The sequence below is a fragment of the Paenibacillus endophyticus genome (genome assembly GCF_014192395.1).
Classification (GTDB): domain Bacteria; phylum Bacillota; class Bacilli; order Paenibacillales; family Paenibacillaceae; genus Pristimantibacillus; species Pristimantibacillus endophyticus.
The window spans coordinates 1-13,189 of record NZ_JACHXW010000002.1; the positions used below are offsets into that span (position 1 = coordinate 1).

General features: G+C 45.6%; 10 protein-coding genes and 1 rRNA gene. 3 read left to right on the top strand and 8 right to left on the bottom strand.

The annotated features are described in order from the left end of the window. Positions 1 to 185, bottom strand: a 16S ribosomal RNA gene (locus FHS16_RS02725); the annotation flags it as partial. Positions 186 to 598: 413 nt separating this feature from the next. On the opposite strand from FHS16_RS02725, the gene glsA reads away from it, so the two are divergent. Then, the gene (glsA, locus tag FHS16_RS02730; RefSeq protein WP_183558575.1) at positions 599 to 1,540 is read left to right on the top strand and encodes a glutaminase A; all 942 of its coding nucleotides are present in this window, start codon (positions 599 to 601) and stop codon (positions 1,538 to 1,540) included. A gap of 76 nt (positions 1,541 to 1,616) precedes the next feature. Here glsA and FHS16_RS02735 read toward each other — a convergent pair whose 3' ends face one another. From FHS16_RS02735 to arfA, 5 genes are all read right to left on the bottom strand, one after another. Beyond that, the gene (locus FHS16_RS02735; protein WP_246431570.1) at positions 1,617 to 2,180 is read right to left on the bottom strand and encodes a YkvA family protein; all 564 of its coding nucleotides are present in this window, start codon (positions 2,178 to 2,180) and stop codon (positions 1,617 to 1,619) included. A gap of 97 nt (positions 2,181 to 2,277) precedes the next feature. Next, positions 2,278 to 4,140: an ABC transporter ATP-binding protein gene (locus FHS16_RS02740; RefSeq protein WP_376769647.1), complete on the bottom strand. Its 1,863-nt coding sequence runs from the start codon at positions 4,138 to 4,140 to the stop codon at positions 2,278 to 2,280. Beyond that, positions 4,133 to 5,863: an ABC transporter ATP-binding protein gene (locus FHS16_RS02745; RefSeq protein WP_183558584.1), complete on the bottom strand. Its 1,731-nt coding sequence runs from the start codon at positions 5,861 to 5,863 to the stop codon at positions 4,133 to 4,135. The genes FHS16_RS02740 and FHS16_RS02745 overlap by 8 nt, the downstream gene beginning before the upstream one ends. A 98-nt stretch (positions 5,864 to 5,961) precedes the next feature. Next, a complete protein-coding gene (locus FHS16_RS02750; RefSeq protein WP_183558586.1) occupies positions 5,962 to 6,882 on the bottom strand; it encodes an ArsR/SmtB family transcription factor in 921 nt (306 codons plus the stop codon). Positions 6,883 to 6,968: 86 nt separating this feature from the next. Then, entirely contained in the window at positions 6,969 to 8,480 is a 1,512-nt protein-coding gene (gene arfA, locus FHS16_RS02755; RefSeq protein ID WP_183558590.1) for an arabinosylfuranosidase ArfA, read from the bottom strand. Positions 8,481 to 8,799: 319 nt separating this feature from the next. Here arfA and FHS16_RS02760 point away from each other — a divergent pair, with 319 nt between their 5' ends. Beyond that, positions 8,800 to 9,705, top strand: a complete 906-nt coding sequence (locus tag FHS16_RS02760) for a sensor domain-containing diguanylate cyclase (RefSeq protein WP_183558593.1) — start codon at positions 8,800 to 8,802, stop codon at positions 9,703 to 9,705. Positions 9,706 to 9,763: 58 nt separating this feature from the next. Here the strand turns inward: FHS16_RS02760 and FHS16_RS02765 are convergent, their stop codons facing one another. Further along, positions 9,764 to 10,498, bottom strand: a complete 735-nt coding sequence (locus FHS16_RS02765; RefSeq protein WP_183558596.1) for a YceI family protein — start codon at positions 10,496 to 10,498, stop codon at positions 9,764 to 9,766. 223 nt (positions 10,499 to 10,721) lie between these two features. Here FHS16_RS02765 and FHS16_RS02770 point away from each other — a divergent pair, with 223 nt between their 5' ends. Further along, positions 10,722 to 12,173 carry a SpoVR family protein gene (locus tag FHS16_RS02770; RefSeq protein ID WP_183558599.1) on the top strand — a complete coding sequence of 484 codons (1,452 nt, stop codon included), beginning with the start codon at positions 10,722 to 10,724 and terminating at the stop codon, positions 12,171 to 12,173. 207 nt (positions 12,174 to 12,380) lie between these two features. Here FHS16_RS02770 and FHS16_RS02775 read toward each other — a convergent pair whose 3' ends face one another. Next, positions 12,381 to 13,049 carry a TetR/AcrR family transcriptional regulator gene (locus FHS16_RS02775; protein ID WP_246431571.1) on the bottom strand — a complete coding sequence of 223 codons (669 nt, stop codon included), beginning with the start codon at positions 13,047 to 13,049 and terminating at the stop codon, positions 12,381 to 12,383. Positions 13,050 to 13,189 lie beyond the last annotated feature (140 nt).

Here is a 13,189-nt window from a genome sequence, read left to right on the forward strand (position 1 = left end):
ACCATATCGCGTATCCGGTATTAGCATTCGTTTCCGAATGTTATCCCAGTCTTATAGGCAGGTTACCCACGTGTTACTCACCCGTCCGCCGCTAACCTTGTCCCGAAGGACAAGATCCGCTCGACTTGCATGTATTAGGCACGCCGCCAGCGTTCGTCCTGAGCCAGGATCAAACTCTCCATATTAGAAGTTTTCGCTTCGACGCGATGTCGAATCGAAAAGCTTCAGGTGTTTGAAATGCTCATTACTTGTTATCGCTTTTTCGCTTATCCCGAAGGATTTGCGAGGCAGTTGTTACTCGTTGTTCAGTTTTCAAAGAGCAATCTTTTCTTTCGTTTGTTACGCTTGTTTTGCTTGTCGTCCGCGTGTTTCTCTCGGCCGGAATTAGAATATATCATGCATCCGCCTAATTGGTCAAGCTTTTATTCAAAAAAACTTTTGATGTTTCATTTATTTCGGAAAACCAGTAAAAACGATACCCATTTCGTTACGGCACCGAAAGATTCAACTTTATTACGACACATCAAATCATATAGAATAAAAAGACATCTACTCGTTCTGATATTCCTAATCTCACCAAAGCAGAGGAGCACTACTTATGTTGGCACCGGAAATGAACCAAATCAAAAAAATGCTGCCTCTATGGCTAGAATCAAGCAAACGTCATTGCAGCAATGGAAAGGTAGCCTCTTATATCCCTGAGCTGTCCAAATCGCCAATTGACGCGTTAGGCATTCATATCGTCGATTCAAATGGCCACTCCATTTCTGAAGGAGATGCCGGGCTCTCTTTTACCATGCAGAGCATATCCAAGGTCTTCACGCTCATTCTGGCCTTGATGGATAACGGAGAAGAAGCTGTCTTTGATAAGGTCGGTATGGAACCTACGGGTGACAACTTCAACTCGATGCTAAAGCTGGAGCTCGTACAGCCTGGCATCCCTTTCAATCCTCTCATTAATGCCGGTGCGATTGCGATTTCCTCCATGATTGCGGGCAAGGACGCTTTGGAGAAATCTGAGCGCGTACTGTCTTTCTTGCGCCTTCTTTCTAATAACAGCTCCTTGAACTGGGACCTTGACGTATATCGTTCTGAATCGGCAACGGCTAATTTAAACCGTTCCATGGCTTATTTTCTGAAAGACAACGGTGTGCTCAAAGGTGAGGTTGAGCATGTTCTCGACGTTTATTTTCGTCACTGCTCGGTAAGCGTGACCTGTGCAGATATCGCTCAAATGGCACTTATACTCGCACATAACGGTTTAAATCCGCTAACTGGAGATGTGCTTATTCCGCGCCGTTATGTTCAGATTGCCAAAACCTTCATGACAACCTGTGGTATGTACAATGCGTCTGGCGAGTTTGCCATCCAAGTCGGGCTTCCGGCCAAAAGCGGCGTGTCCGGCGGTATTTTAACCATCGTACCCGGCAGATATGGCATAGGATTGGTTGGTCCCTCCTTGAATCGCAAAGGAAACAGCATAGCCGGAGTCGACCTTCTGCAATCATTGTCGCAGCAATTTGATTGGAGCTTGTTTTAGGCCACCAGGACCCATAACGGGAAAAGGATGACACCGAAGCGAATTCGCCGGGTCATCCTTTTTGTTAACCGTCTAATTATGGCTGTTGATTAATGAGCTTCACATTTTTGTTCAAAATAAAAAACTGCTCCGCTTTATCGCGGTGCTCATCCTTGATTTGGCCGCTGAGCGCTTTGTAAGCGATGAATACAGCTGTCGCATCATCTACAAAGCCTGCCACCGGCAAGAAATCTGGGATGAGATCAAGAGGCAGAATCCAATACGCAAGCGCGCCGATCGCAGTAGCTTTGGCGCTTAGCGGCGTATTCGGGTCAGCCGAGCAATAATAAAGCGTCACGACCTCCTTGGCAAAAGGTACTTTGGCCGCATGCCGTTTCACTTTTGCCCAAAAGCCTTCTTCCACGTATTTCGCTTGCTTGTCTTGATCGCCGATTTTGCCAATCCATTTGTTGATATCGACTTCTTCTAACGGTTTATCTTTATCCAAGGTCAAGGAAGAGTTCACATCCTCCTCGGCAACCTCGAAAGGAACGGCTTCTTCCACCAGCTTAGCGCCGCAAACGGAGCATTGCGCAGTCATTATGCTGGTTGAATCCACATCGTTGTTATGTCCGCAATTCGCGCACTGGGCTATTGTCATGCATCCCACCTCCACGTTATATCTACTAATACTCGATAGCCCCGGCATTAGTTGCAATATTGATAAGGCTTCGTATTAAATATTAACCGCTAAAACGCTAGCTTGACTCATTCAGCATCCCATTCTTCAATTGACCGCTGACCATGGAACTGTAATAGCCATTCTGATCGACCAACTCCGAGTGTGAGCCTTTCTCAATAATATGGCCATCCTGCAGCACGACGATTTGATCGGCTTGCTGAATCGTATTTAAGCGATGGGCGATAACAAAGCTGGTTCGGCCTTGCATAAGCCGCTGCAGCGCTTCTTGGATTTTGATTTCCGTAACCGTATCGATGCTGCTAGTCGCTTCGTCCAGCACGAGTATAGAAGGATTCGCAAGAATGGCTCTGGCAATGGCGAGCAGCTGTTTTTGTCCTTGACTGATTCCGCTGCCATCCTGTTTAAGCCTAAATTGGTAGCCTGATTTCAAACGCATGATAAAAGTATGGGCATTAGCAAGCTTCGCCGCCTGCTCAATCTCTTCGTCTGTCGCATCGAGCTTCCCATAGCGAATATTCTCACGGATCGTTCCTTCAAACAAGAAAGGATCCTGAAGCACAAAAGCCATATGCGAGCGCAGATTTTCACGTTTGATCATACGGGTATCCGTACCATCAATCTTAATACTGCCAGAGCTGGGATCATAGAATCGGCATAACAGTTGAATCAATGTCGTTTTGCCGGCTCCCGTCGGACCTACTAACGCAATGGTATCGCCCGGCTTCAGCTCAAAGCTGACATCACTGATGGTGGAAGCGCGACCTTCGTATGCAAAGGTCACATGGCTGAACACGACATTCCCTTTCACCTCTGCCAGCTCTCTCGCAGCCCCCTCGTCAACGCGCTCCTCCTCTTCACCCAGCACGTCGAACACCCGTTCCGCTCCTGCCACTGCGGAGAGCAGTGTATTCCATTGGTTCGCCAAGTCATTGAGCGGCCGCGTAAACTGTCTCGAATATTCAGCGAATATAATAATCGTGCCGACCGTTATTTGATCATTCAGCACAAAAATAGCGCCTACGCCAGCAATAATGGCAAAGCTTAAATTGTTGAGCGCATTCATCAGCTTCGGAATAAATCCGGAGATTGCCTGCGCCCAGAAGCCGGATAAGCGGATTCGCTCGTTGCGCTCCTTAAAGGCAGCGATGACCGTATGCTCCTGCGAGAATGCCTTAACGATGCGTTGGCCGGACAATGTTTCTTCAATATAGCCATTCAAATCGCCCAGATTGCGCTGCTGGGCTTTGAATAGCCGCCCTGTCTGTTTCGTTATCCACTTCATGCCGATCAGCATTAAAGGCACGACAAGAAAGGTCAGCAAAGTCAATAGCGGGCTGAGTGACAGCATGACAGCAACCGTTCCAATTAGCAGCAGCATGCTCGAGAACACCTGAATGGCGGAGCTGTTCAAGGACGAGCTTACATTCTCAATATCGTTCGTAACCCGGCTCATCAATTCGCCATGCTGACGCTTACTGAAATACGGGATTGGAAGTCTATGCAAATGCTCAAACAATTGCAGGCGCATCCGATAAACCGTTTTCTGTGAGATGCCAATCATCCAAATGCTTTGCAGCCACATGGTGATCGAATGCAGCACGTAGACGACACCCATTCCCACGAGAAACACAACAAACCCGTTGTCGCGGGCAATCAAAAAATGATCAATTGCCGTACCTGCCAGGTATGGGCCGAGCAAGGACAAGGCAGAGCTCAATACGACCATAACCATGACAGCGGCCAGCCGTCCTTTGTACAGGATCAAATATCCCCACATCTGTTTCAGCGTAGCTGATGTGTTTCTCGCGCGCGGCTTGCTCTTCTTGTTCGGCGTTTCTGACTTCGGATTAGCTACCTCTGCCGCTTTGCCTTCCATGTTCCTCTCATATTGGAAAGGTTCTTTCAATGCTTTAAGCACGGGATACACCTTCCTTCCCGAACTGTGATTCATAAATTTTTTGATATAGGCTTGATTGCTCAATAAGCTGCTCATGCTTGCCTTGTGCGAGGAGTTGGCCTTCGTCCAGCAGCAAGATCGAATCAGCGAGCACCGTTGAGCTTATTTTTTGTGTAATCAGAAAAGTAGTGCATTTCACTAGCTTAAGCGCTTGCAGAAGCGCAGCTTCTGTCTTCACGTCCAACGCACTCGTACTGTCGTCTAGCAGCAGGACAACCGGTTTTCTGACCAAAGCTCTGGCAATTGTAAGCCGCTGCTTCTGGCCGCCCGATAAATTAACGCCCTTCTGGCCAACAATCGTATCGTATTGCTCCGGCAGCTTCATGATGGTCTCATGAATTTGAGCGAGCTTCGCCGCTTCAATAATTTCATCACGCGTGGCGTTTTCCTTGCCCCAACGAATATTTTCTTCCACAGAGCCCGTAAAGAGCATAATCTCCTGAGGCACATATCCGATCTGCCTGCGCAGCTGCCCCAGCTTCATCATCCGATTATCGCTGCCATCAACGCTGATCTTGCCGGACTGCACATCGTACAGCCTGGGAATCAGTTGTAGAAGCGAGGATTTCCCTGAGCCCGTGGCACCCATAATGGCAATCGTCTCGCCTGGTTTGACCGTGAAAGAAATGCTGCGCAGCACGTATTCGTCAGCTTCCGGATAATGAAACGACACGTTGTCAAAGGAAACATGCCCAGCTCGCAGCTCCAAGCTTTCATCGCTATGCTGCGAATCCGTCAAGTCAAGCTCCGTAACCATAACTTCTTCCATCCGTTGCGCCGACGCGCGAGCCCTTGAGAAGTTGACTACAATCATCGACATAATAGACAATGCCGCGGTTGTCCTCGTTGCATAATTGACAATGGCAATAACCTCACCTACTGTAGCGCCGTTCGTATCCAGCTCGATTCTTCCGAACCATAGTACGGCCATTACGCTTGCGTTCATAAAAAGCAATACGATAGGCATCGTAATCTCGGTTAAGCGAAGCGCTGCAACGGTACGGCTCATCAATTGCTCGCTAGACCGCGAAAATCTGGCGGACTCATGCTTCATTCGCACGAATACGCGGATAATTCTCATTCCGATTAAGTTTTGCTGCATCACGCCGTTCACAGCATCCAGCTGCTGCTGTACGGAACGGAACAGCTTTTCACCCTTTTTGAGCACCCATAGCAAGAATATGCCTAAAAAAGGAATTACGGCAGCAAGCCAGAACGCCAGCTTCGGCTGAACGACAAATGCCATTACAATGCTCCCGATAACGAGAAGCGGAGCGCGAAGCATTATCCGCAAGCCCATAAAGACCGTATTCTGCAGCTGCGTGACGTCATTGGTCAGCCTAGTGATTAGCGATGATTCAGGAAAGCGGTTAAAATTGGCGAATGAGAACGATTGCACTTTTTCATAGAGCCTCTCCCTCAGATCAAAGCCAAAGCTTTGACTGACGTGAGAAGCGTAAAACGAGCTGAGAATGCCTGCTGCAAAAGCAATAATAGAGCAGACTATCAGAAAGCCGCCCCATTTCAGTACAACGGTTAAATTGTCGCTGCCAATGCCATCATCAATAATTTTGGAAATAATAAACGGCTGCAGCAGCTCTACCATGAGCTCGACTATCATAAGCAATAAAGCAACATAAGCCGCAAATCGATACTTTTTGAGATAAGCAAACATATTCAGCATCTTTAATCCTCCGAGTAATAATGGCTTAAACGAGCTAGTTCACTCATTATAACCGCTTTAAAAAGGAAAAGCGCGGGTTCGAAGCAGCCTTGGCTGCTTTAAACGCCGCGAATATCCTCATAGAAGACACGAAACATAATATCATGGTTATAGTTGCCGAATCCCTTTCCATATAAGGTCAAGCCTCCGACATGAACCGCATCCTCTTTTACCTCGATCCGGAATGTCCAAAAGTTGCGTTCCAGACCGATTTCGCCAATGCTGACTGCTGACATATGCTGTCCGTCAATGAGCGTCCCGTTCTCTTGGATCCTGATTACCTTCAACAGTCCGTACTGATTGACGCGGTCTCCCCACCATGCCGGTGAAAACCTTCCTCTAACATCTCCGTAATCGCCTGGGCTCGTCCACATTCCGATATCCTTGCCATTGAGCGAGAATTCGATATCCGATGGCCAATTCTCGTTGACGCCTGGCGCTTCAGACCCCAGCTCCAATGTAATCTCCAGCGCTAGAGGACGCTGGCCCGCTACCAAGTAATTCGGCACCTTATACTCGACAAAGCCTTTGCCAAACCACAATATCCCCGCGTTCATCCGCTCCGGCTCCAGAAAGAAGCGCGGATCGTCAAACTGTCCGATCATCTTGTCAACCGTGGCAATGCCGCAAGTCGGAAACACCTCAAATTCAGTAAAATGGCCGACTGGCACGCTTACGTCATGCACCTTCCTCAAATCCAGTGCAGGATTAGGAAGCTCGATCGAAATGGAGTGCTCTGCAAGTGAACAAATTTTATGGGTTCCGCCCTGCTTGCGTACCATTTTGGTATGTACAATGCCTGCTTTCTCCAGCTTTCTGACATGCATCGTGACAATCGCACTGCTGAGTCCGATAGCCTCAGCCAGCTCCTTTACGTTCATCATATCTGCAGCCAGCAGGTTTATTATGGATAACCTTACCGGGCTCGCTAACGCTTCATATAAAGGCAGCCATTGTTCGTCCGTATTGGCTTGTATCATTTTTTCGCCTCCTTCCTCTATTGTATAACAAGAGAGGGGCATCCCAAAAGCCGTAATTGCGGCTTCCGGACACCCCCATTTCACTACTATGTCAGTTTGATCCGAATCACGTTCCAAGAAGCTTTACTGAGCGTTGCTTGAATTTTCCCGCCATCGGCAAGAGCTGCATTGCCTGAAGTATGCGGCGTCACGCGGTTAGGCGCTTCAGCTGTGTTTGTCATTTTCAGATCCTCATGCTCGAGTACAATGTGCTCCGATACTGTGAAAGCGCCAAAACTGCGAAGATCGATTTCAAATGGGAGGGCTTCCTCGATATTCCGGTTCACCGCGAAGATCGTCACTTCCTCTTTCTCTTCATTATGCACGGCTACGGTCTCTAGGTAAGGCACGTCCGTAAAATCTTTCGTATCATGCTTCGGCGATTTCACAAGCGGCACCAATACCGTTCCGCGTCCGAAGATGCTCGCGTGCATATACGGATAATAGATCGTTTGCTTCCAAGCAGGTCCGCCGTTTTGCGTCATAATTGGAGCGATAACGTTAACGAGCTGTGCGATGCAAGCCATCTTCACGCGGTCAGCACGCTTCAGCATGCTGATGAGCATGCAACCAACAACCAGCGCATCTTCATGATTATACACGTCTTCCAGCTGCGGAGGAGCAATTTGCCAAGGATCCAGCTTTTTATCCTGCGCGTTGGAGTGGTACCAGACATTCCATTCGTCAAACGATAAATTAATTTTCTTCTTGCCGCGTTTCTTCGCTTGCACATAATCACAGGTCGATATGACCGTGTTAATATAGGAATCCATACTTATCGATTGAGCTAGAAAGTTAGACGTATCGTTTTGTGAGTTGCCGTAATACTGATGGATTGAAACATAATCGACCGTATCATATGCCAGATCTAGTACGGTAGCTTCCCATTCCGGAAAGGTTGGCATACCAATGAATGAGCTTCCGCTTGCCACTAATTCAATTGTTGGATCAACCCAGCGCATCGCTTTGCCCGTTTCGTTCGCAAGACGTCCATATTCTACGGAGGTTTTATGTCCGATTTGCCAAGGGCCATCCATTTCGTTGCCCAAACACCATGTTTTTACGTTATGCGGGTCCTTATAACCATGCTGGATGCGCAGATCGCTCCAATAGGAGCCTGATTTGTGGTTTGAATATTCAATCAGGTTGCGGGCGTCATCAATGCCGCGAGTTCCTAAGTTAACAGCCATCATAGCGTCCGTGTTCGCCTTTTTGCACCAATCCATAAACTCGTTGAAGCCAATCCAGTTTGGCTCAATTGTTCGCCAAGCCAGCTCAAGCCTCTTCGGGCGCTGGTCAACCGGTCCTACGCCATCCTCCCAATTGTAACCGGATACAAAATTGCCTCCGGGATAACGAACGATCGGTACATCAAGTCCTTTTACTAGCTCCAGCACATCCGAGCGGAACCCCTGCTCATCGGCCTGCGGATGATCTGCCTCATATATACCGCCATACACAGCCCGACCTAGATGCTCAATGAATGAACCATAAATACGTTTGTCTACTTCGCCAATTTGAAAATCCTTATCTACGATCATCGTTGCCTTGTCTGTCATGATCATCCGCCTCACTTAAAAGTGTATGTTCATTAATTGTTCAGTTAAGCCTTGTAAACTATCACTATCTCATATTTAACTATAGCCAACAGATTAATTCAAGCATTAATTTCAACTAGTATGAATTAATATATTTATTATTTTAATTTGACACTATATGATATGAACGACGGTATAAGCCTTAAGATTGAGTTTGATTCGAAAAGTAGTTCAATTTTCCTAATTATTATCATTTATTCCTTGAGTTAGCGTTTGTTTTAGACTACTATAGAACCATAAGGCAAGTCCTTTGTTCTACACTACGGCAGGAGTTGAGAGCATGAGCAGTCATACACGCTCGCTAGAAGATGCAGCCGACCAGATCCTTAACACCTTGAAGCACTTTCTACAGGTTGATACCCTTTTCATCACTGCATGTGATGGACAAGGCAGTAGAATCATTCGGGCATTCAACCGTCATGAGAATTGGATGCAGAGCAACATGCCGCTTTCGTTGCTGCACAGCTACAGTAACCTCATCGCAATGCATACCGAACCCTCATTACGCATCCCTAACCTCCTTCATGATCAACGGACAGCATCGTTGGCAATTACAAAGCAGCTCGGAGCTCGCTCTTTAATCGGTGTTCCCATTAAATCCGATAAGCAGGTTGTTGGAACCATCTGCGCTTTACACGCTGAACCTATCCATTTGGATGAGAGCCAACTCGCGTTTGTGGAGTCATTGGCGTCCTTTTTCGGTTACGTTGTTGAACTTGAGAATGCAAGCGTTACCGATAGCTTGACCGGCCTATATAACCGGCGTTATTTGTCTCATCTCTACTTCAACGGATCAGACAAGCAATATAGCGTTATGTTCATCGATATTGATGATTTTAAAGAAGTAAATGACTCCTTTGGCCATGACTTCGGAGATGTGCTTCTGCTTCATATAGCAGCTAGGCTTAAGCAAAACGTCCGTAAATCCGATGTACTCGTTAGGTACGGCGGGGATGAATTCGTCATCTGCTTTCAGCATCTCGTTGGTAACCAAGATATTGATTTCGTAGCCAATAAGATTAAAGAATCCTTCAACGAACCTTTCACGATTGACGGGCATGCGATTCGCATATCCGCCAGTATTGGCATCAGCTCTACCCATGGCACAAGCAATAGTCTGAAAAATCTGATCAGCGATGCCGATCAGGCAATGTATGGCATCAAACAGATCGAAAAAAACCTTTGAAAGCGTAGCTGAGCAAAGAGCTTATAAGCCCTGCAGTTTCGCTTCAAAGGTTGTTTGGTTATTTGCTGAGGAGCAGCCTCAGTTCAATCGTTAAATTGTTTTCGGTTTCCATCACAACGGTATGTGGATTCTTCATGCCGAAATCACCGAATGTAACTACCGTATTTGCTTCGAGCTTCAACGAGCCTCCATCATATGAAGTTTTCCCTGCAAAAGCAACCTCCTTCGTAATCCCTTTTACGGTTAATTCACCTTTAATGCTCACATCATAAACTTCTCCTGACTTCCATTCCGAAGGGAGACCCTCAAAGGATATGGCTTTAAACTCAGCATTCGGAAATTGGGCTGTATCTAAATACTCTGCTTCCGAGATATGCTTGTCCCGTTGTGAATTTCCCGAATCCATGCTTGTTACATCAACTGTACCGACTGCACTCGTCTGTGCCGGATCAGCCGTATTCAACTGCCACGAGCCAGTTACCTTACCAATTTCGTAATTCACTGTATCACGCGATGTTGTCACGGAGAAGTACACTTTTGAATCCGCATTGATTGCCCAAGTTCCATCTATATCCGCAGCGTTCTCGGACGTTTCTGCCGCTTCCGTTTCTTCTTGCTCCGCATTGCCCGACGTTCCTTCTAAGGTACCGCTGTTATCTGTAGCCGGTGCCTCAGCAATCACGCTTTCAATTTCCACGTGATTCCCGGTTAGACCGTCATACACATAGTAGAGAGCACCACCTGCAACGATAATAATTGCTGCTGCCAGTATGAGTATCTTTTTATTTTTCATCTCTTTCCCTCCTATATTTTTTGTGGAAGGTGTCTGTAGTTACTCCCGTTTCTCCACCACACTACAAAGTGTAATGTAACAATCTGAGAACAATCTGAAACAAAGCTTAAATAAAACTGAAAATATTTTCCGTATTGTGAATTAAGCTTCTCGACGTCATAACCTTGGCCATCTCTTCATACATATGGTATGAATCGTATTTTCGAGTGCGGAGGGATGACGAATGAAACAGGATGAGATTCGCGCGCTGGAGCGAGCAATAGATGAAATAACAGAAATCGCACAAGGGTTTGGGTTGGACTTTTACCAAATGCGATATGAGATTTGCCCAGCAGAAATCATTTATACGTTCGGTGCATATGGCATGCCTACGAGGTTTAGTCACTGGAGTTTTGGAAAAAGTTTTAATAAAATGAAATTGCAGTATGATTTCGGTTTGAGCAAAATTTATGAACTCGTCATTAATTCTAACCCTTGTTATGCTTTTCTTCTAGATGGTAATTCTTTAATTCAAAACAAGCTTATTGTGGCTCACGTTCTGGCTCACTGTGATTTCTTCAAGAATAATGCTCGTTTTGGCGTGACGAATCGGAATATGGTCGAAAGCATGTCAGCGACTGCCGATCGTATTCATCAATATGAAATGGATCATGGCACTGAGGCTGTAGAGAAGTTCATTGATGCCATTCTAGCTATACAAGAACACGTTGACCCAACACTAATAAAACCATACCAGCTCGATAAGAAACGGTATATCGAAATGGTGCAAAAGGACAGTCAACGCTCAGAATGGAACATCCCTGCCTCGCAGTATGATGATTTATGGAATCTAGATCCTGATCGGACAGCTGCTGCTGAATCAGCAGCTCAATCCCAAGCATTAGATGCTAAACGCTTCCCACCAAGACCCGAAAAAGATGTAATATGGTTCATTGAGGAATACTCCCCTACGCTTCAAGATTGGCAGCGTGATATTCTATCTATGCTTCGCGATGAAATGCTTTACTTCTGGCCACAAATCGAGACTAAAATCATGAACGAAGGCTGGGCTTCCTACTGGCACCAACGTATCATAAGAGAGCTCGATCTGACGAGCGAGGAAACAATTGAATTTGCTAAGCTAAACTCATCGGTTGTGCAACCATCACGACATAGCCTGAATCCATACTATTTAGGATTGAAAATCTTTGAAGACATCGAGCGCCGCTTCGATAATCCGACCGCTGAGGAGCAGCGCCGCTTCGGCCGTGTTCCCGGCAAAGGTAGAGAAAAGATGTTCGAGGTTCGTGAACTCGACTCTGATATTTCCTTCCTGCGCAACTACCTGACTAAGGATTTGGTTAACGATTTGGATCTTTACATTTTCGAGAAAAAAGGACCGGAGTGGAAAATAACAGATAAGTCGTGGGAGAATATTCGGGATCAGCTCGTCTACTCCAAGGTCAACGGAGGTTTTCCTAGTCTCATGGTGAAAGACGGCGACTTTAATCGTGTGGGTGAGTTGTATCTCATACATGAATATGAAGGTATGGAGCTTGACCTGAAATACGTAGAGCGTACACTTCCCCATGTCGTTCAGCTATGGGGGAAAAACGTGCATTTGGAAACATTCGTTGAGGATAAGAAGATTGTGTTTAGCTGTGATGGGAAGAAGACGAGCCGGAAGTTTGTTTAACGTTCATATTGTCGCAAATCAAACACCGGATCCTAGGATCCGGTGTTTTTGTATACGTTCGCTTAAGATTATAAGTTGATCTACACGCCCCGCAAGTCCTAAAACTCACTTTTTCATCCGATTGATTCTGAAATCTCCCTAAGCAATGCAGCAAGTGCAAATAGTTGCTTCATTTACCTTCTCTTATTCTACTTTATTCGATTTGGATTAAAGCGTTCGGTTGAATTTCTCCACAAGATGTTCAATGATCGGTTTCATATTTGAATCGTCAACAGTCGACAGCTTTTCCGCTTTGAATAGCTGAATTTTTTTCAACTGATAGTAATCACTGAGAACTTGTTCAATAGACATTTGGTTAAAGAGCAAATACTTCGCATCAATAATTTCTCTGAGCAACATATCGTCCTGAAGCAAAATGAATTTTTCATTTATCATATTAAAAATGCCTTTCTCTTTTCCCTCCTGGTAGAACTCCAAGGTCATTTTTTCGCGTTTATTCAAAACACTTTTCAAATTATCGTATAAATCGGGATACACCGATTGTAGATCCTTTAAAAAAACATCTGTAATCTTGCCAACTAGATTAACTGACTGTTCGAATAATTTCTGAAACCAGATTCCGAACCATTTTTCATCGTCTTCCTTCGTCCGGTCTTCCATCTTTTCCAAATAATCTATAAAGATACGTACAACTCCTTCAATCACCTCTTCTTTTGAAGAAAAGTACTTGTACATGGTAGCTCTACTTACGAACATGTGCTTGGCAATGTCATCCATCCGCAGATGCTGAAAACCATCCTTCATGACAGATGAGATTAACTTTTTCAGTAACTTACTTCTTGCTTTATCCTGCTGGCTCTCAAGAATCATATTCATTGGATAACCTCCTGCAAACGCTTCTTCTCATTATACGTAGTTTTTCAACAAAAACACAATAAGAACTAAATAGACAAAAAAGATATATTTAGTTTACTTTAAATATATTGTATGATATGATCCTTCTCGACAACTTGAAC

Bases quoted from the DNA above. Each gene is read 5' to 3' on its own strand.
- FHS16_RS02750 (WP_183558586.1), bottom strand. From the start codon at position 6,882: ATGATACAAGCCAATACGGACGAACAATGGCTGCCTTTATATGAAGCG.
- glsA (WP_183558575.1), top strand. From the start codon at position 599: ATGTTGGCACCGGAAATGAACCAAATCAAAAAAATGCTGCCTCTATGG.
- FHS16_RS02735 (WP_246431570.1), bottom strand. From the start codon at position 2,180: ATGACAATAGCCCAGTGCGCGAATTGCGGACATAACAACGATGTGGAT.
- FHS16_RS02760 (WP_183558593.1), top strand. From the start codon at position 8,800: ATGAGCAGTCATACACGCTCGCTAGAAGATGCAGCCGACCAGATCCTT.
- FHS16_RS02775 (WP_246431571.1), bottom strand. From the start codon at position 13,049: ATGAATATGATTCTTGAGAGCCAGCAGGATAAAGCAAGAAGTAAGTTA.
- arfA (WP_183558590.1), bottom strand. From the start codon at position 8,480: ATGACAGACAAGGCAACGATGATCGTAGATAAGGATTTTCAAATTGGC.
- FHS16_RS02770 (WP_183558599.1), top strand. From the start codon at position 10,722: ATGAAACAGGATGAGATTCGCGCGCTGGAGCGAGCAATAGATGAAATA.
- FHS16_RS02765 (WP_183558596.1), bottom strand. From the start codon at position 10,498: ATGAAAAATAAAAAGATACTCATACTGGCAGCAGCAATTATTATCGTT.
- FHS16_RS02745 (WP_183558584.1), bottom strand. From the start codon at position 5,863: ATGCTGAATATGTTTGCTTATCTCAAAAAGTATCGATTTGCGGCTTAT.